We start from the raw sequence: 17,912 nt of genomic DNA on the forward strand, positions 1-17,912 counted from the left end.
CCCAAGGCCCAGGAGAGGTCTGGGGTGCTGATATTACCTATATCTCAACCGATGAGGGCTGGCTGTATCTGGCTTCAGTAAAAGACTTTCACACAAAGGAGGCCGTTGGGCAGGCCATGGGCCCCAGGATGACAAAAGGCTTGGTTCTGGATGCGCTTAGAAAGGCCCTCAAATATCGTCGACCTCTCCCGGGATGTATTATGCATACTGACCGGGGAAGCCAGTACTGCTCGGCAAATTACCAGAAAATGGTAAAGGCTGCCGGAATGCGTCCTTCTATGTCACGTCGCGGCAACTGCTATGACAATGCCCCGACTGAAAGTCTATGGAGTACCTTAAAAATGGAGTTGGTGTATCAGCGCAAGTTTGCAACACGAATGGAGGCTGAAGCAGCGATCAAAGAGTACATTGAAATATTTTACAACCGTATCCGGAGACACTCAGCTATAGGCAACGTTGCTCCGGCTGTATTCGCACAGAAATATTTTATTAAAAGGAGAGCTGCCTAAAGTGGCCCTGTCCACTATTGACAGTACACCCCATTGCAGGATATACTTGGAATGAAGAACAATGATGACTTGATGCAGAGCTTTTTAGATGCTTCAAAAAAGTTTGATTATCTCCCTGCCGATTTATTAGATGAATTAATGAGACACTCTTTATACGAAATTGCTGGAAAATTATACTGGCATAATAGTTCTACTGCTCTTCTAAGTTTATTGGGAGGTGCTTATGAAATAGAGCTATCCAATAGTGCAATCATGTTAGACGGATATTTTAAAAATGAGCCTTATACAAAGAGAGAAAGCATTTTTGCAGATTTCATAGTGCTCCAAGAGAGACATAGAGCGATTCAAGGTAGTCATAAATTTTCTGAAAATACCATGAATTTGATACGGAAAGAGATACTTAAAAGATATGAAGAATGGAAACCAGAAATACAAAAAGAGTTTGCTGAAATTGCAGCAAAACAAGCAAAAGAGAAAGAAAGAGAGAAAAGCAGCCCAACTGTAATTGGTTGGATAGTAGGCATAATGTCTTATCTTATGTTAGTCGTTCCAGTTAAAGAAGATATCGGAGCGACAGCATTTATAAGTATTTTGGCGGCAACTGTTATTGGTGTACTTACGTCTGTCTTAATTAGAAATAATGTAAAAGGCAATCTTGAAACCAAATTAATTGTCTCAATGAAAAAAAAGGAAGAAGACGCTTTGAAAAATGCTTTGCTGGCTACGGGCAGATAACACGTTGCAAAAGACTTACGTCCAAACCTTTCGGGCTTCTTTTGCAACGGGAACGTTATATGCCATTGTAGGCAGGAAAAAGGGGGAGAATATGTTCCGTAATTGTTTCTTTTTGGGAATTTTAACACTGGTGTTATCTGCATGTGCTGGAATGGAAGGCATACAGATTGGGGGTATTCCCATTGGGGGAGTCTCAGGTCATTTTGAATCTTCTTCTGTAGTGCTGCCAACTAGTTCTTACAGTGATTCTAAACTTAAAGCCTTGGCAGAAAAATATAATGCCGACCTTCAGGCCTTAGGCAATCTCCAGGTTATTGACCAGAGTAAAGGACGCCCATTATTTGTCTGTAAAAGAATTGGTTTTATCAATGCTCGTGGGGGTTGCTACCTTTTTGTGGAGGGGCAATACACAAATGAATTCTTTGGTTGGAAAACAGATTCGAGTTATCGAGCGAACGACCTTTATACCAGTATTGTAGCAAACCTTATTCGTCCTGTTTCAAAAGTAGGTAAGTCGCCGGTTGGCTTTAATGGCTATGAGATAATAATTCATACTAATGTTGTAATCAACGAGAAAGAATGGGAGGATGAATTTATGTCCCAAAAAATGTCTAATTTTGGGTGGGCCCCGGCTAAGGCTTCGAGGGTCTCTGAATCCTACCAATTCTACATCCCTTTTGCTGCAGCTCAGGGATATACGAATGGCTCGTTATCGCGAATGGAGGTTCAACATCAAGTTCTAGCTATGCATAATAATCAAGAAAAAATTTGGGGACCGTCAAAATAAGAGGAAAATAAACGCCTCTATTTTGCCCGACAGTTATAATACTCCCCAAAAACTAGACAGATGAATAAGGTGGATGATAGCCTGTCTGAACTCGAAGGAGGAAGGGCAGGATGGGAAGGAATCGGAAGACGCATGAAAAGGAGGCAAAGAGATGAACAACTTTTTGATATTTTTATTGATATGGCCTTTTTTTGCGGGAGGGTGTACCGCCCTGCCTGCGGTGGGGATGTACGGTTCCAGTATTATTGGAACCACTTATGGCGTGTCTACTATGGCCACGCATGGAGGGTTTACTAATCCGTTTTCCGCCCCCGATACTGTTTTTTGTCTCAATGCCGCTCTGCCCAAGGCAACGCAGGTGGCGAAAAAAGCTCTGAAAAACCTCGGCTTGGCGGTTGAAGGCGAGGAGAAAACGGAGGGCCAGATTGTTATCCTTGCCGCCGCTAGCGAGACCAAGGTCTTGGTCGCCTTGACCTCCAAAACCTCGCTCACAACAGAGGTCAAGGTAACCTCAAAAAGCGGGGTCTTGAGCCGTGACCACGCGTTGTCGGGCCGTATCTCCCAAGAAATCCAGCGGCTTTCCTCGTAGCCCGATTTCCTCATGGCGCGGAAACGGATAGACTGGCGGGGCGTCCATAAATTCATAAATTATTTTGTCATCGCCCACAAAAAAGAATGAGGGTCATACGGGACGGGCGCGATCATTTAAAAGGAATTTGTCCGCACCGGCAGAAAAACAGAGTGCTTGGGGTTAACACCCGAAGGCTTCACCCTTCTCGGAAGTTATGAAGTTATTCTGTTTAATTTATTATAGGTCAATTTAAATAGGAGGTCTAAATATGGGTGCATATAAGTTTTCAGTAATAATTGAAAAGGATATTGACGGCTATTTTGCCTTTTGTCCCGAGCTTCAGGGTTGCTACACACAGGGTGATACTTATGAGGAAGTCTTGGGAAACATTAAAGATGCTATTCGTCTTCATGTGGAAGACAGGATTGAGAATGGTGAAGATATTCCGCAGGCTGAATCCGTAAGTCTCACCTTGATGGAAGTAGCCGTATGAGTGAGAAATTACCAAGGGTAACCGCTACTGAAGCAATCAAGGCATTGGAACAAGCCGGATATTTCTTTTCACGACAAAGTGGAAGCCATAAAATATACAAAAATAAAGAAGGCAGAAGAGTAACCGTTCCATATCATTCAGGTAAGATACTTCATCCGAAGGTGTTGGCGAGCATTCTTAGAGATGCTGATATGACGGTAGAGAAGTTCAAAGAACTGTTGAAATGAGCCTTGCCCGTAACGGCAAATAACAGAGCGCTTGAGGTTGAACATCCAAATCCCGAAATATCGGGCTTCTCAAGCACTCGAAACGTTGTCCGAAATTCCGAACTCCGCAGCAAGATGTGAAACATGATGAATAGAGAAAAAATCTTTGAAAAGATTGCTCAGGTACTAAAAAATCAGAGGGCAAGGTGGGCAAAAGCCCACTCTACGCCACTTGCCTCAAAAATCCTTTAGCCTCTTTTAAAATTCATGTTATAGTAAAAAATCTCGAACTGAGGTGAAATTAATATGGCGGAAATCAAAAGCGCCCTGGAAAAGGCCATGGAACGGGCTGAGAAGATCGGCCGGGCTACCAAAGAAGAGCTGAAAGAAAATCTATACCTGGATGAAGGCCGGCGGTTAACCGCCCGTTACCTCCGGGGAGAAGATATGGAATTCACAAAAGCGCTGGAGCAAAAACCAGCCGAAGCCCGGCCTTATATCTTGAAAGGTATGGAAGAGACCCTACTCCGCAATATAGTCTTGCCCCGGGATGAAGACATAGAAGAAGGTGTAAAAAGGGCCATACAAGGGATGCTCACCCTGAAAAGGAATAATTCACAGGCCCGAAGGATAATGGCACAAATAGAAGAGGCCTTCCGGCAATATAAACAAACCATATCTGATGTCCGGAAGCAGCTCAGAGCCCGTTTTGAGATGAAAATGGGCAACGCGCAAAAACAACTGGAAGATCAGGCGCACATGAAAGTAAAAATAGATCCGGAACAACAGCCACAGTTTCAGGAAGAGTGGCTCAAGATTTCAGCAGAAATAAACGCCCAGTTCGATGCGTTTTTAGAACAACAGAAAGAACTTTTAAGGACTATCTGACCTGTTTCACACCTCGTTTGACTAACCAACCCAGCCATGACTCTTGAGCAGCAAAAAAGGATTATCGCGCTAAGACAGGCCCTCCGCGGCAAGAGATTAGACGCCCTTTTGATTACCAGGCCGGAGAACAGGCGGTATCTCAGCGGTTTTACGGCACATGACGGCCAGTTAACAGAGTCCTCCGGAGCGCTTCTCATCTCCAGAGATCAGCTTATCCTGTTGACCGACAGCCGCTATGAGCTACAGGCCAAAGAAGAGGCAACCGGGTATAAAGTGATTATATCCGGACAGGGGCTGCCCCGTACTCTGGGAAGCCTGGCCCGCCGGTACGGGATTTGCCGGCTGGGCTTTGAAAGTCACTACCTCCTGGTCAGCGCCTATGAACGCCTGCACAGGTTATCGGCCCTGAAGCTCATCTCTACCAGAGGCATTGTGGAAAAGATCAGGGTACAGAAGACAGAGGAAGAACTAAAAAACATCGAGGAATCCATCCGCCTAAACGAGGCCGTCTTTTCTAAAATCAACCGCATCCTGAGGCCGGGAATGACAGAAAGAGAGATCGCCTTTGAGATCGAAAGATTGACCCGCAGCATGGGTGCGGAAGACGTATCCTTCGAGCCCATCGTGGCCTCCGGCCCCAACTCTGCCAAGCCCCACGCCACACCCGCTGACCGGCCTATCCGGGAAAGCGAACCCATTATCATCGATATGGGGGCGCATTTAAATGGCTATTGTTCGGATATGACCCGTACCCTCTGGCTGGGAAAGCCCAGCGCAAAATTCAAAAAGATATATCAGACGGTGCGCAAAGCGCAGGTCACGGCTATAGCCTCACTAAAAACCGGCCTGAAAGCCAGGGAGGCAGACAAGGTCGCCCGTGATATTATATGCAAGGCCGGTTATGGTCAGGCCTTCGGACATTCATTAGGCCATGGCGTAGGACTGGCCGTACATGAAGGGCCAACGCTAAGCCCACGTTCGAAAGATACTTTAAAGGCCGGTATGGTAGTTACCGTGGAACCGGGCATCTATATCCCGGGCTGGGGCGGCGTCCGCCTGGAAAACATGGTGGTTATTGAAGACCACGGCTGCCGGGTCTTGAATAATGATGAGACATTTTATGATTTCCAGCCTTGATGAACTCGTAAAAAAGCCTTTTCACCGCTGAGCACGCAGAGTCCGTAACCCGCAACGTAGGGGCGCTGCTTGCTGCGCCCTTATTCCCTTATTGGGCAGGGCAAGCCCTGCCCCTACGCCAACCTCGGCGGCCTGCGGCCCTTCGACTTTGCTCAGGGCCGTGAGCCTGTCGAACGGTAAATTTTACTTTTTACGAAGCCGTCAGTCTTGATAAGACAAATTGTCCTCTGTAAGTCGAACCTTATCCAATAGAATCCGTAAGGCGTTTCTCGTCTCCGGCGTTAAGTCCTCAAAAATAACACCGCATTGATAGGTGGAAGGGGTATCACCCGCATTACGGTGTACCCACACTACATGTCCATGGATCTCCGTGGGTTGATCCAGTTGCGGATTAAGAAATTTGATAGAGAGAGACGAGCCGTCTGGAATGCTTTCGTAACCCTCCAATAACATCCCGCTTTCGTTAAGGTTAACAACATAGGCCGGGATAGCCTCTTTACCATCCAGACCCGACACTTTTAAAAGTATATCAATCCGCGGCTCTTGCCGGCGATCTTCGCCCGGGGCGACTTTCCGGGGCGCAGGTCTATCCTGGTTCAGTTTGCGTTCCAGTTCCACGACCCTGCGTCGTAATATCTTATTTTCCAGCCGGAGTTCTTGCAGCTCTTTTTCCAGGTCTTCGTGCAACCTTATTCTCCTTTACGACTGTTCCCTGCCTGCTTACGCTTCATAATGACTTATCGTAACATTCTGAAAAAACAAAAATATCCTGCCCAGTCTTCAGCCGGCCAAAGGCCGGCTTCACGCTATCAGCCATCAGCGGTCAGCTTTCAGCAAAAATCCAAGATGAACAACATATTAAGCTGAAGGCTGATAGCTGAGCACTGACTGCTAAAAAGCACTTGCGGAAAAATAACTTTGTGTTAAATTAGCCCTCTCTTACGATTTTGGTCTTCAGATCTTGAAGGAGGTCTTTATGTCTAAGGTATGTGAAATTTGTGGGAAACGGCCGCGTGTAGGGAATAATGTAAGTCATGCCAATAATAAAACAAAACGCAGATGGTATCCTAACCTGAAAAGAGTAAAGGCGGCCCAGGGTAACAGCGCCCGTTATATGGTAGTCTGTACGCGTTGTCTTCGCTCCGGATCAGTAGTAAAAGCCACTTGACGTCATGTCGTCAGACGTTCTACACGAATTACATCATCTAAGTGTTTAACCGCCCTGAGCACTGTTTTCAGATGTGAGGTATCGACCACTTCGAGAATAAAGTTCAATATGGCCTTGTGGTCTAAGGTAGTATGAATATCAGCCTCTACTATGTTTGCATCACAGGCGCTGATGGCATTGCTTATAGCGGCAAGCAGGCCTTTCTTGTCTATGGTAACCACTCGGACCTTAACCGGGTGCGCCGTTTTTTCCCGGACATCCCACTGAACATCGACCCTTCTTTCGGAATCTGAATCGACAATATTGCGGCAATTGCTGGTATGGACGGTTACCCCCCGGCCACGGGTGATAAAGCCTACAACGTCATCACCCGGCAAGGGATTGCAACACCGGCCAAAGCGAATCATAATATCTTCGACCCCCCGAATCTTTATTCCTTCGGGCCGGATTTTTTCCTTTTTTTTGCTGATCTTCGCAGCCACAGGAAGTTCTTCCTCTGAAACGGCAACCTGGGGAAGAAGTTTCCTGACAATCTGAAGGGGGGATATCTTGCCGTATCCGACTCCGGCCAATAAATCCTCCACCGAACTAAAAGAGAGTTCAGTGGCCGCCTTTGTCAATTCTTCAGATTTAAGCAATTTTGACAGATTGAGTTGATGCTTCCTGAACTCCTTCTCACAGATCTCTTTACCCAGACTTACACTGCTTTCCTGTTCCTCGGTCTTAAACCATTGCTTAATTCTGGTCCGGGCCCGGGTGGTCTTGACAAATTTCAGCCAGTCCTTGCTGGGAGTATGCTGGGGCGCAGTAATTATCTCCACCACATCGCCATTTTTCATCTCGTATTTAAGAGGAACCAGTCGGCCGTTAACCTTGGCGCCTGTACACTGGCGGCCGACTTCGGTATGTATGGCGTAAGCAAAATCTACGGGCGTAGCGCCCCGCGGAAATTCTTTTACCTCGCCCTTGGGAGTAAACACGTAGACATCGTTGGGATAGAGATCAACACGCACCGACTCCAGAAACTCCCGCGGGTCCTTAAGGTCTTTTTGCCATTCTAAAAGCTGCTTCAACCACGCAAATCGCCGGCTCTCCTCCTCGGAAAAGCCCTTATCCTCTTTATACATCCAATGGGCGGCGATGCCGGCCCGGGCCACTTTATCCATCTCTTCCGTTCTGATCTGCACCTCCATCCGCCGCCCATACGGGCCGATGACCGTGGTATGCAGGGATTGATACATATTGGCCTTGGGGAGACTGACGTAATCTTTGAAGCGCCCGGGCACCGGCATCCATATAGAGTGGATTATCCCCAGGGCCTCATAACATTCTTTGACGGTCTTCAGGATTAGACGAAAGGCGATAACATCGTAAATCTGTTCCAGAGGGAGGTTTTGCCGCACCATCTTCTTATATATGCTGTATATATGCTTAGGGCGGCCCCGCACTTCGCACTCGATTCCATACCCGGCCATTTTAGCTTTTATGATGCCTTTAACCTCTTCTATATATTCCTTACTTTCACCCAGACTCTTTTCCAGCTTCTCCTTAATGTCCTGATAGGTCTCCGGATGAATGTATGAAAAAGACAGGTCTTCCAACTCTCTTTTGATCCACTCGATACCCATGCGTCCGGCCAGCGGCGCATATATATCCATAGTCTCACGGGCTATCTTGATTCTCTTGGCCTCGGTCTGGTAACTGAGAGTGCGCATGTTATGTATGCGGTCGGCCAATTTGACGAGCAACACCCTTATATCATCAGACATGGCCAGGATCATCTTGCGGACATTCCCCGCCTGTTCCTCGATACGACTGCTTAAGGGCATCCGGCTGATCTTGGTCACACCGTCAACGACCCGGGCTATATCCTCACCAAAAAGCTCCTTGATCTCTTCCAGAGTAGTAAGGGTATCCTCCACGGTATCATGCAGCAGACCACAGGCCACGGTGACGACGTCAAGCCGCATCTGGGTCAGGATGTAAGCCACTTCCAGGGGATGAGACAGATACGGCTCGCCGGATAAGCGTTTCTGTCCTTCATGCACCCTGGCCGAAAAAATGTAAGCCTTTTCAATGGGACTGAGATCGGCCCCGGGAAGATAAGCCTGAACCTGTTCTAATATATCGTTTAACCTAACCATCTATCGCTTTCCGGAGCATGTTCAGGAGGGTCTGAATGAACTGTTCCCTGGTAACGAACAGGATTTCGCCCGTGCCGCGCACCTTTATTTCCAGCAGACCCTCTTTAATAAACTTCGTGCCTATGGTTATGCGGAAGGGAATGCCTGTCAGGTCGGCATCCTTAAATTTTATCCCGGCCCGTTCATCGCGGTCATCCAGGAGGACGTCGAATCCCCCGGATAAGAGCTCGTGATAGATATCCTCCGCTGCCTCCCTGATGGCCGCATCATTTACATTAACCGGCAGAAGCAGGACATCAAAGGGGGCAATGGCCACCGGGAATATTATACCGCTTTCATCGTGGTTTTGCTCAATAGCCGCAGCTACTATGCGGCTGACGCCGATTCCATAGCAGCCCATGACCATGTGACGTTCCTGCCCCTCTCCGTCGAGGTAAGTAGCCTTAAGTCCCTCACTGTATTTAGTTCCCAGACGGAAGATATGCCCCACCTCAATGCCGCGGGAGAGTCTTATAGCCTGCCCGCACCGGGGGCAAAGGTCCCCGGCCGTGACCGACCGTATATCACCATAAAGGTCTGCATGGATGTCCCGGCCGGCGTCCACATGGATAAGGTGATGCCCTTCCTCATTGGCCCCTGCCACGCAGTCGTACATGCCGCGTATGGCCTGATCCGCCACTATTTTTACCGCGAGGCCCACCGGGCCGCTGTAACCAACCGGCGCGCCTGTAATGCGGCGAATTAATGCCTCATCAGCCAGGGCAATTTCCCGGGCCTGGAGTAAATTTTTTAATTTAATCTCATTGACCTCGTGGTCGCCGCGCGCCAGGACCGCCACCGGCTGGCCGTCAACTACAAAAATGAGCGTCTTTAGCAATTGCTGCGGCGGTATGCCCAGGAAAGATGTTACTTCCTCTACCGTCCTCTTTCCGGGGGTAGCTACCTTCTCTATGGGCCGGGGAGGTGTATTACTTTTTATCTGCTCTTTTTCAGACCAGACCACTTCGGCCTTCTCTATATTGGCCGCATAGTCACAAACGGTGCAGCTTACGATAGTGTCCTCCCCGGTCTCTGCCAACACCATGAACTCGTGTGAAAAACTGCCGCCTATGCTGCCCGTATCGGCCTCCACCGCCCTGAATTGGAGGCCCAGGCGGCGAAAAATATTTTGATAGGCCGCATACATGGCTAAATAAGTCTTTTCCGAGGCCTTCTCATCCACATCAAAGCTGTATCCATCCTTCATAACAAATTCGCGGCCCCGCATTAACCCAAAACGCGGCCTGATCTCATCCCTGAATTTGGTCTGTATCTGATAAAGATTTAACGGCATATCCCGATAAGAACGCACCTCACGCCGCACCAAATCGGTAATAACCTCTTCATGTGTGGGCCCCAGACAATAGTCGCGCGCGTGGCGATCCTTGAAACGCAACAACTCTTTTCCGTAGAACTCCCAGCGGCCGCTCTCCTGCCATAATTCCGCAGGCTGCACCATAGGCAGAACCACCTCCTGGGCTCCGGCCTTATTCATCTCTTCCCTTACGATGGCCTCTACTTTACGCAAAACCCGCAGCCCAAGGGGCAGGTAGGAATAAATGCCCGCGGCCAGCTTTCGTATCATACCGGCCCGTAGCATTAGTTTGTGGCTTATTACTTCCGCTTCCGCAGGAGTCTCTTTTAAAGTAGGCAGAAAAAACCGGCTAAATCGCATTCTCTTTCCCTTTCTGTATATAGTCGCATTGCCAAAGATTAACCACAGAGAACACAGAGAAAATCGTAATGTCAATAAATTAAAGCACGCTTTGTTTTCTTCCCTCTGTGACCTCCGGATATTTTCCTTCTTTCTTCCAAAATGTCTAAGAAACTGCTTTGGAGCACACAGAGATCCGAAGAGCACTTAGCTCTGTCTTTTTCTTTTCATTTCTTGAAAATTCTTGCTTTTCTCGGTGTACTCTGTGGTTTGTCTTTCGGATTCCGCTTCCATCGTCTCTATCTCTTCCACCAGGGTATCCACGAGTTCCGCCTCTTTCACTTTTTTCAGGAGCTTACCGTGGCGGAAAATAATCCCGACTCCCTTTCCCCCGGCCATGCCGATATCGGCTTCTTTTGCCTCGCCCGGGCCGTTGACCACACAGCCCATTATGGCCACCTTGAAAGGAGTGGTTATATGGCTTATCCTTTTCTCCACCTTATCCACCAGGGAAAAAAGGTTAATTTCACAGCGTCCGCAGGTAGGACAGGAGATGATCTCCGGCCCCCTTTGGCGCAGGCCGAGCGCCCTCAATATCTCATACCCCACCCGGACCTCTTCAACCGGATCCCGGGTCAGAGAGACGCGGAGGGTGTCGCCGATGCCTTCATACAGGAGAAGCCCGATGCCTATACTGGACTTGACCGTCCCCGGGTAGAGTCCTCCTGCCTCCGTAACCCCTAAGTGCAGAGGATAATCCACCTTACCCGCCAGTTCGCAATAGGCATCGACAGTAGTGCGCACGTCCGAAGACTTGAGCGATACCTTTATATTTGCGAAGCCTAAACCCTCTACCAGCTCGATATTACGCAGGGCGCTTTCGGCCAGGGCAGAGGCGGTAGGCGACCTATGTTTCTTCAATATGTCTTTCTCCAGCGAGCCGGAGTTCACACCGATCCGCATGGCAATGCCGGCGCCTTTAGCAGCAGCCACCACCTCGGCCAGTTTCTTTATGCCTCCGATATTACCGGGGTTAATCCTTACGCCGTCGGCGCCGGCCTTAATAGCAGCCAGGGCCAGGCGGTAATCGAAATGGATGTCGGCGATAAGGGGTATATGTATCTTCTTCCTGATGGCCTTAATGGCCTCGGCAGACTCCGGGTCAGGAACAGCTACGCGTACCACCTCACAGCCGGCCTTCTCCAGGCGGTGGATTTGTCTGACTGTACCTCCGACGTCCCGGGTAAAGGTGTTGGTCATGGATTGTACTACCACCGGGGCATCTCCCCCGATAGCCAGCGGCCCGACCCTAATCTGTCTGGAATACCTTCTTCGCATGTTTTTACCTTTAAATACAATAAGATATCGAAATACAAAGGCATAATTACTGAAAACAGCCCTTTTGTCAACTTCAATAAAGAACAACCGACTCCATAGGTAAAATCTAACAAATGTTGCCTTAAAATCCCCCTGTATCCCCCTTTTCCAAAGGGGGATTTAACGGATACCCCTCTTTACTCAAGGGGGGCGAGGGGAGATTTATATAAGGCATTGTTTCCGCTGATAGCTGAAAGCTGAAGGCTGATAGCTATTGTAAGGTGTTTGTGGCCGGAAAGGTGCGGATAAAATTTTCCCTTAAGCTGATTACGCCGGGGAGACCCTTTCTTCTCTCTTGAATCTTCCCTGTCTCCCCACGGCCCATCTCTTCCTCTTTTTCTCTACCCGGCGTCTGGCCCAAGCCCTTTAAAAATGCCTCAAATTCTTCCCAGAACTGCCTGTAACCCTCTAACGACCGGATCGGCCTGGAACTGTATTCCCGTTTGGCCAGATGTACCTGAAAATAATCACGACCGGTGTTTACATAAACGGTTTCATCACCGGGTAAACGCAAGACTAACCCGTCCGGACGGGTAAATAACCTGACTAGAGGAATGCACTCCTTCAATTTTTTTATAAAATCGATACAAATATCCCTCAACCATTTTTCTTCAATAGCGTAAACATGGCTGCGGAGGGCAGCCTTTCGCAGATGCGCCGGGGCGTGCGGTTCTCCCCTACTTGTTTTGTTCAAAAAGATGCGTTCTAATTGAATACCCCGGACGGGTTCAGATCCGGTAGCCCTACCTGTATCTACCTGGAAAATATTAGCCGAGTAGAAAACAAGATCAACGCCCTTAATAAAACTGGTCGAGGCAATCAGGGATGGGGAAAAATAAGGGCTGACTAGAATCAGCCGGGGCATCAAATCAAAATTAAGCGCCTCCCGGCCATATAAATTTGAGAAATAGTCCTTATGTCCAAGTATCCATCCTATGGCAGCCAGACTGGAAAGAAGATGGGCTTCGAGATTACTTGGCCGCACCTGTAATATAGTAAGACGACGCTCGCGATCATGGCCAAAAAAATCGACCAGGAAGTCATCCATCTCCATATCCCGCTTAAGAATGGTAAGCCCTTCCTGCACTTCAGCCGGGTATTGGCCAATAAAGTCCCTCAGATCACCCTCAGACACAGCAGCCGCTTTTCTCAGCAGAACGAAGCCCATTAAGCATACACCATATCAAATTTGATAATCTCGTAAAAAGTAAAATTTTACCGTAGAGATCGCCGAGAACGCCGAGATAATATATTGAATAGTTTACAGTTTTTCTCTGCGCACTCTGCGGTAAAAGGGCATTTTTACGAATTGATCAGATTTATTCGCTTACAAATTTATGCCAAACGTTTCCTGTCGTCAACAGGAAAATGGTGACTATTCGCTGGAGAGATCACGAAGGAGGGGGATAAACAACCCAAATCCAGCGATAAAAAATGTCATTCCGCACTTGATGCGGAATCCAGTTCCTTAATAGGCTGGATTCCCGCTTCCGCGGGAATGACGGATTTGCTTGTTCTTGCAATATTATCGCTGGATTTAGGAATAAAAAAAAATAGGAGGTTAATGTCAAGCCTTCAGCTATGAACTATCAACCATGAGCTATCAGCTATGAGCCATGACCCATCAGTCTTTCCCCGCTGAGCGCTGATAGCTATGTATCCAATGCCCGCCTGACCGTTGCAGACAACTCATCCACTCTGTAGGGTTTTTGGATAAAGCCGCTAGCCCCTGAGTTTAACATATCCTGGGCCTCGCCGTTTACACTGTAGCCGGAAGAAATAATAACCTTAATCTTTGGATTGATCTCCTTCAGTTTTTTAAAAGTCTTTTTACCGCCGATCCTGGGCATGACAATATCCAGAATCGCCAAATCAATATTCTCCTTCTCCATGGAGTATACTTCAATGGCCTCAGCGCCATCCCGGGCCAACAGTACCTTATAACCTAAGGATTCAAGCGCCTCCTTTCCCATATCGCGAATCACTTCCTCATCATCGATCAGCAGGATGGTCTCCTTCCCTTCACGCATCATCTCCGGTTCGACTATCGGTATGGCAGGACCATCTTTCTGTGATATGGGCAGATAGATATTAAAGCGGGTCCCCCGCCCTTTCTCACTATAAAAATTTACATATCCGCCGTGACTCTTTACAATGCCATAGACCATGGCCAGTCCCAGGCCGGTCCCCTTTCCCTTCTCCTTGGTCGTGAAGAAAGGTTCAAAAATACGTTTTTTGATTGCCGGTTCTATGCCCATACCGGTGTCGCTTATGGAAATAAGGATATACTTTCCGGGGGCAGCGCCTAAATGCTTTCGCGCATAAATTTCATCCAGGGTGACATTTGCCGTCTCCAGGATCAGGCGGCCGCCCTGGGGCATGGCATCACGGGCATTTATGCATATATTCAGGATTACCTGCTGGATCTGGACCATATCCGCAAGAATTATGGCTAAATCAGAAGCAAGGTGGGTCTCGATAGAGATGCTTTTGTCTATGGTTCTTGAAAGAAGCCCTACTACTTCCTCCATGATCTGGTTACAATTTATCTTCCCGACCTGGTACTTTCCGCCACGGGCGAAGCCCAGCATCTGTCTGACCAATTCGGCCGCCCGCTCTGCGGATTTTTCGATGATCTCGATATGCCGATAGACTGGATGGCCCTCAGAGAGCAGCATCTTGCCATATGAGGCATAACCCAGGATGCCACTCAGGAGATTGTTAAAATCATGGGCTATACCCCCGGCCAGGGTGCCGATAGCCTCCATCTTCTGGGCCTGGAAAAGCTGCTCCTGAAGTAGTTCCCTTTCACGTTCCCTTACCTCTTTTTCCAGCTCAATACTGGCCCGTTGGGCGAATATCTCAAAGAGTTTTATATCTTCTTCACTGAAAACATGCTCTTCACGGTCAAAAAATCCCAGCGTGCCGATGGTACCCCTTTCGGACGAGTGGAGGGGGATACCAAGATAAGATACCATCCCAAATCTTATAACATTATCATAGTCTTTATAAGGAACGGTGTCTTGCAGATTACGGACATAAAGTATTCGCCCCGTCTTGACAACCTCTGCGCAGAGCGTCTTATTCATAGGACACCGGTATGCCTTAACCAGCTCCGGCGGAAGATTATAAGATCCCTTAAAGACCAGGCCATCTTTTCCCTTATGGCAAATAATGATAAAGCTCCCCCCAAAAAGCTGATGGGTCTTCTCGCAAAGGGCATTAAAAAAACTGCCTGATCCCCTGGTCGTCTCAAACGTCAAATTATGTATGGCCTTGAAAATCTCATTAGATCTTTTAAGGTTTTTTTCGGCCTTTATCCGTTCGGTGATATCCCGCGCCACCCCGGAAAATCCTACTTTCTGGCCGTCCTGTATTATGGGGTATCCGGAAATTTGCATGATCTTTTCATTCCCGGCTGTATCCCTGATTCTACATTCAAAACAATATGTACCTTTAGCGGTGGCCAGGATATTATCTATTGCCGGCCAATCTTCAGGGGAAAGCAAGTCACAAAAATTTTGCCCCATCAGGTCCGCCGGGCTGTACCCAAGGATAGCCTTAACTACCGGGTTGACATATATAATCTTGCCGTTCAGGTCGAGTGAGAAAACGATGTCGCTGATATTTTTGACCAGGATCTCGTATTTTTCTCTGGCCTCGCTCAGTTTTTTCTCGGCCAGGTATTTTTCTTCCATCTTTATCTTCTGCTCTTCTATCTGGATGACATCCCAGAACAGCCTGGCGGTAACATGATCCATGACCCTTACATGCGCCGGCCTGGTCTGTAAAATCTCCTCCAGCACCCGATCATTTCCGGTAAGCTCAATGATAAGGTCAAGGTTGGGCAGTGTATAAAATTTATGGTAATCGGTTGTGGTCAGAAGCCCTTTCTCCTTTGCGTATTTAAGACCCGGGGATTCCGCGTTAATGTCCGCCACACCCTGGACGTTGGTTTTAAGCATTTCCACGCGTTCAAAAAGCTCTAAAACCGCCTTGCATCCAGGCCCGCCACCAATGATGACAGTATTTATCGGCTGATTGCTACTCACACACTACTCCCAAAAGTTGCGGATACACCCATCATTAGGTCATAGACCTACTTATCATTTTATCGGCTATTCTGGAAATAAAATAAGCCCACGGTAAAAACCAGGTTTTCACTTGACAGGATATTAAATATTAACATAACATAAACATGATATAAATGATTCTTGACAAAACGTCTTAAATACAGGAGGGAGACATGCCGGAAAAGTTAACCGCTCTTAAAACGGCCATGCAACTGGAAATAGACGGTGAGGCATACTATTTAAAGGCCGCGGGAAAAAGCATCACCCCATTCGCCCAAAAACTGTTCAGGCAGCTTGCCGCGGAAGAAAAAATACATTTAAAGAAAATCGAAGAAATCTATAGTACCTTGCAGAAAAGAGCTAAGTTGCCTGAAAAGCTTAACCTTGTAAGACCATCCTCAGCCATACAGGATGTATTTAAGAAGGCTACCGGCAAATTAAAAGATAAGGCCCCGGCTGAAAGCAGCGACCTTGAGGCTATCAAGACAGCCATGGGTATGGAAGAAAAAAGCATAGCCCTGTATGACGGGCTGGCGAAAGAGGCGCATAGCCCCTTTACCAAAAGGTTCTTTGTCCTGCTTTCTTATGAGGAAAGAGGCCATTACCTGGCCCTGTTTGATGCTTATGATTACCTGACCGACCCGGCAGCCTGGTTGGAAAAGAAAGAAAAGATAATGCTTGATTAATTGAGCCTTCAGCGGTCAGCTATCAGCCGTCAGCTCAAAATAAAATTATCGTAACAATTTAACGTTTTGAAAATGCATGATAAAAAGTGCAAAGAAACATATCAAATCTGGAAATCAGGAACTCAGGGAAGTGCAAACCCAAATAAAGAGGGTCTATCTTTTCCTGATTTTCTGAGTTCCAGATTAATAGCCTTTTCTGAATGTAGGACTGTTTCAAACACCTAAAGTGTTACAAATTATCATACCTAAGGTGCGCTTCGTTAGTTTATGGAATTCTACCTGATCCTGGCTTTGATAATCGTGACTATGGTGGCCGTCTTCGCCATACAAAACGCCCATGTAGTTATGATCCATTTCCTCTTCTGGCATTTTGAAGGGTCTCTGGTCTTATACCTTCTCTCTTTTTTTACGGCCGGACTTATTACGGCCTTGCTGCTTACCCTGCCCGGCCGCCTCAAGAAACGGCGGGCTTACAGAGAAAAGATAGAAGCCCTGGAAAAGGACATAGCCAAGGCTAAGCCCCCGGAAGAAAAAACCCCGGAACCACCTCCGGCCATCTGATCCTGCTTATGCCCATACGGCTATAATAACCACCCCGGCCAGCATTAAGACTGCGCCCCAAAATCTCTCTCCGATATTCTCCTCCTTGAATAAAAAAGCGCCGTAGAGGACGCTGAAAAGGATACCGGTTCGTTTAACAGCAATCATATATGCGGCCTCAACCCGGCTAATGGCGGCCATGTGGCTTAAGACCATGATGACCATAAGGATGCCGATAAATAGACCGGGATAAAAAACCCTCTTCAGACCCTGCCAGGTAGCCTTCCCGGTAACCAGTGAACATCCGGGGATAATAAGTCCCAGCATCAGAAAGTAAAAAGGGCCGAAAAAAATGACGCTGGAGTGTTGTATGGCTTTTTTGCCCAGGGCAGCGGTAACCGCATATAAAAAGGCCACTATCAGCATCAGCCAGGAGCCTTTCTCCCTCTTGATAGCCACAAACGGCCCCAGGAAGCCGTTCTTACACTCCCGCAGGTTTAATACATAGCTGCCCAACACCACGGATATAATCCCAAGAATACCCCGGGTGCTGAGTTCCTCTCCCAGTATCAACCTGCCGGTTAAGATAAGGAAGACCGGTGTAAAGGACAGGAACGGAATGGCGAGAGAAAGAGGCGAGGCCTGAATGGCCCGCATATAAAGAAAAAAAGCGGTTATTTCCAGGGGCAGGGCCAGAAAAACCGTCAGGTAGAAGGTTGTATCCAGGTGTGGTACCGGGATAAAAAACAACAGGATTAAAAATAATGGCAGGCTAAAGGATAGCCGTGCCGCCGCCATCTCAAAAACCGTCAGTCGGGAGAGGAACCGTTTGGTAAGCGCATCTATAGTCGCTATGGACGCGGCAGAGATAAGGGCCAGAGGGAGCCAGAACACACGCCTGCCTG

Annotated in this window: 18 protein-coding genes; 11 read left to right on the forward strand and 7 right to left on the reverse strand. The window is 47.8% G+C overall.

Features of this window, described 5'->3' with window-relative positions; genetic code table 11:
• The 8 genes from RDU59_04880 to RDU59_04915 all read left to right on the forward strand — a co-directional run.
• On the forward strand, positions 1-509 hold a 509-nt coding region (locus tag RDU59_04880; GenBank protein ID MDQ7837807.1), incomplete at its 5' end, for an IS3 family transposase.
• 51 nt (positions 510-560) lie between these two features.
• Entirely contained in the window at positions 561-1,244 is a 684-nt protein-coding gene (locus tag RDU59_04885) for a hypothetical protein (GenBank protein ID MDQ7837808.1), read from the forward strand.
• 4 nt (positions 1,245-1,248) lie between these two features.
• A complete protein-coding gene (locus RDU59_04890; GenBank protein MDQ7837809.1) occupies positions 1,249-2,031 on the forward strand; it encodes a hypothetical protein in 783 nt (260 codons plus the stop codon).
• Between the two features lie 151 nt (positions 2,032-2,182).
• A complete protein-coding gene (locus RDU59_04895) occupies positions 2,183-2,620 on the forward strand; it encodes a hypothetical protein (protein ID MDQ7837810.1) in 438 nt (145 codons plus the stop codon).
• Between the two features lie 250 nt (positions 2,621-2,870).
• The gene (locus RDU59_04900) at positions 2,871-3,095 is read left to right on the forward strand and encodes a type II toxin-antitoxin system HicB family antitoxin (GenBank protein MDQ7837811.1); all 225 of its coding nucleotides are present in this window, start codon (positions 2,871-2,873) and stop codon (positions 3,093-3,095) included.
• On the forward strand, positions 3,092-3,322 hold the full coding sequence (locus RDU59_04905; GenBank protein MDQ7837812.1) for a type II toxin-antitoxin system HicA family toxin: 231 nt from the start codon (positions 3,092-3,094) through the stop codon (positions 3,320-3,322). The genes RDU59_04900 and RDU59_04905 overlap by 4 nt, the downstream gene beginning before the upstream one ends.
• A gap of 285 nt (positions 3,323-3,607) precedes the next feature.
• The gene (locus RDU59_04910; protein MDQ7837813.1) at positions 3,608-4,189 is read left to right on the forward strand and encodes a hypothetical protein; all 582 of its coding nucleotides are present in this window, start codon (positions 3,608-3,610) and stop codon (positions 4,187-4,189) included.
• 36 nt (positions 4,190-4,225) lie between these two features.
• Positions 4,226-5,326, forward strand: a complete 1,101-nt coding sequence (locus RDU59_04915; protein ID MDQ7837814.1) for an aminopeptidase P family protein — start codon at positions 4,226-4,228, stop codon at positions 5,324-5,326.
• A gap of 201 nt (positions 5,327-5,527) precedes the next feature.
• Here RDU59_04915 and RDU59_04920 read toward each other — a convergent pair whose 3' ends face one another.
• On the reverse strand, positions 5,528-6,013 hold the full coding sequence (locus RDU59_04920) for a PilZ domain-containing protein (GenBank protein ID MDQ7837815.1): 486 nt from the start codon (positions 6,011-6,013) through the stop codon (positions 5,528-5,530).
• Between the two features lie 289 nt (positions 6,014-6,302).
• Between RDU59_04920 and rpmB the strand changes: the two genes are divergently transcribed.
• Positions 6,303-6,494 carry a 50S ribosomal protein L28 gene (gene rpmB / locus RDU59_04925; protein MDQ7837816.1) on the forward strand — a complete coding sequence of 64 codons (192 nt, stop codon included), beginning with the start codon at positions 6,303-6,305 and terminating at the stop codon, positions 6,492-6,494.
• A gap of 2 nt (positions 6,495-6,496) precedes the next feature.
• Here the strand turns inward: rpmB and RDU59_04930 are convergent, their stop codons facing one another.
• From RDU59_04930 to RDU59_04950, 5 genes are all read right to left on the reverse strand, one after another.
• The gene (locus RDU59_04930; GenBank protein ID MDQ7837817.1) at positions 6,497-8,638 is read right to left on the reverse strand and encodes a bifunctional (p)ppGpp synthetase/guanosine-3',5'-bis(diphosphate) 3'-pyrophosphohydrolase; all 2,142 of its coding nucleotides are present in this window, start codon (positions 8,636-8,638) and stop codon (positions 6,497-6,499) included.
• Positions 8,631-10,352 carry a proline--tRNA ligase gene (locus RDU59_04935; protein ID MDQ7837818.1) on the reverse strand — a complete coding sequence of 574 codons (1,722 nt, stop codon included), beginning with the start codon at positions 10,350-10,352 and terminating at the stop codon, positions 8,631-8,633. The genes RDU59_04930 and RDU59_04935 overlap by 8 nt, the downstream gene beginning before the upstream one ends.
• Before the next feature lie 186 nt (positions 10,353-10,538).
• Positions 10,539-11,669, reverse strand: a complete 1,131-nt coding sequence (ispG, locus tag RDU59_04940) for a flavodoxin-dependent (E)-4-hydroxy-3-methylbut-2-enyl-diphosphate synthase (GenBank protein MDQ7837819.1) — start codon at positions 11,667-11,669, stop codon at positions 10,539-10,541.
• 250 nt (positions 11,670-11,919) lie between these two features.
• Positions 11,920-12,876, reverse strand: coding sequence for a hypothetical protein (locus RDU59_04945; GenBank protein MDQ7837820.1), 957 nt, complete (start codon positions 12,874-12,876; stop codon positions 11,920-11,922).
• A 484-nt stretch (positions 12,877-13,360) separates the two neighbouring features.
• A complete protein-coding gene (locus RDU59_04950; protein MDQ7837821.1) occupies positions 13,361-15,760 on the reverse strand; it encodes a PAS domain S-box protein in 2,400 nt (799 codons plus the stop codon).
• Between the two features lie 194 nt (positions 15,761-15,954).
• On the opposite strand from RDU59_04950, the gene RDU59_04955 reads away from it, so the two are divergent.
• A complete protein-coding gene (locus tag RDU59_04955; protein ID MDQ7837822.1) occupies positions 15,955-16,467 on the forward strand; it encodes a ferritin family protein in 513 nt (170 codons plus the stop codon).
• 267 nt (positions 16,468-16,734) lie between these two features.
• Positions 16,735-17,028, forward strand: coding sequence for a LapA family protein (locus tag RDU59_04960; protein ID MDQ7837823.1), 294 nt, complete (start codon positions 16,735-16,737; stop codon positions 17,026-17,028).
• A 6-nt stretch (positions 17,029-17,034) separates the two neighbouring features.
• On the opposite strand, the gene RDU59_04965 is transcribed toward RDU59_04960, so the two are convergent.
• Positions 17,035-17,901, reverse strand: a complete 867-nt coding sequence (locus RDU59_04965; GenBank protein MDQ7837824.1) for a DMT family transporter — start codon at positions 17,899-17,901, stop codon at positions 17,035-17,037.
• Between the last annotated feature and the right edge of the window lie 11 nt (positions 17,902-17,912).

The organism is Thermodesulfobacteriota bacterium (genome assembly GCA_031082315.1).
Classification (GTDB): Bacteria; Desulfobacterota; QYQD01; order QYQD01; family QYQD01; genus QYQD01.

Excerpts from the sequence above, each read along its gene's own strand:
- RDU59_04915 (MDQ7837814.1), top strand. The coding sequence starts at position 4,226 with ATGACTCTTGAGCAGCAAAAAAGGATTATCGCGCTAAGACAGGCCCTC.
- RDU59_04900 (MDQ7837811.1), top strand. The coding sequence starts at position 2,871 with ATGGGTGCATATAAGTTTTCAGTAATAATTGAAAAGGATATTGACGGC.
- RDU59_04930 (MDQ7837817.1), bottom strand. The coding sequence starts at position 8,638 with ATGGTTAGGTTAAACGATATATTAGAACAGGTTCAGGCTTATCTTCCC.
- RDU59_04910 (MDQ7837813.1), top strand. The coding sequence starts at position 3,608 with ATGGCGGAAATCAAAAGCGCCCTGGAAAAGGCCATGGAACGGGCTGAG.
- RDU59_04885 (MDQ7837808.1), top strand. The coding sequence starts at position 561 with ATGAAGAACAATGATGACTTGATGCAGAGCTTTTTAGATGCTTCAAAA.
- RDU59_04960 (MDQ7837823.1), top strand. The coding sequence starts at position 16,735 with ATGGAATTCTACCTGATCCTGGCTTTGATAATCGTGACTATGGTGGCC.
- ispG (MDQ7837819.1), bottom strand. The coding sequence starts at position 11,669 with ATGCGAAGAAGGTATTCCAGACAGATTAGGGTCGGGCCGCTGGCTATC.
- rpmB (MDQ7837816.1), top strand. The coding sequence starts at position 6,303 with ATGTCTAAGGTATGTGAAATTTGTGGGAAACGGCCGCGTGTAGGGAAT.
- RDU59_04955 (MDQ7837822.1), top strand. The coding sequence starts at position 15,955 with ATGCCGGAAAAGTTAACCGCTCTTAAAACGGCCATGCAACTGGAAATA.
- RDU59_04945 (MDQ7837820.1), bottom strand. The coding sequence starts at position 12,876 with ATGGGCTTCGTTCTGCTGAGAAAAGCGGCTGCTGTGTCTGAGGGTGAT.
- RDU59_04905 (MDQ7837812.1), top strand. The coding sequence starts at position 3,092 with ATGAGTGAGAAATTACCAAGGGTAACCGCTACTGAAGCAATCAAGGCA.
- RDU59_04895 (MDQ7837810.1), top strand. The coding sequence starts at position 2,183 with ATGAACAACTTTTTGATATTTTTATTGATATGGCCTTTTTTTGCGGGA.
- RDU59_04935 (MDQ7837818.1), bottom strand. The coding sequence starts at position 10,352 with ATGCGATTTAGCCGGTTTTTTCTGCCTACTTTAAAAGAGACTCCTGCG.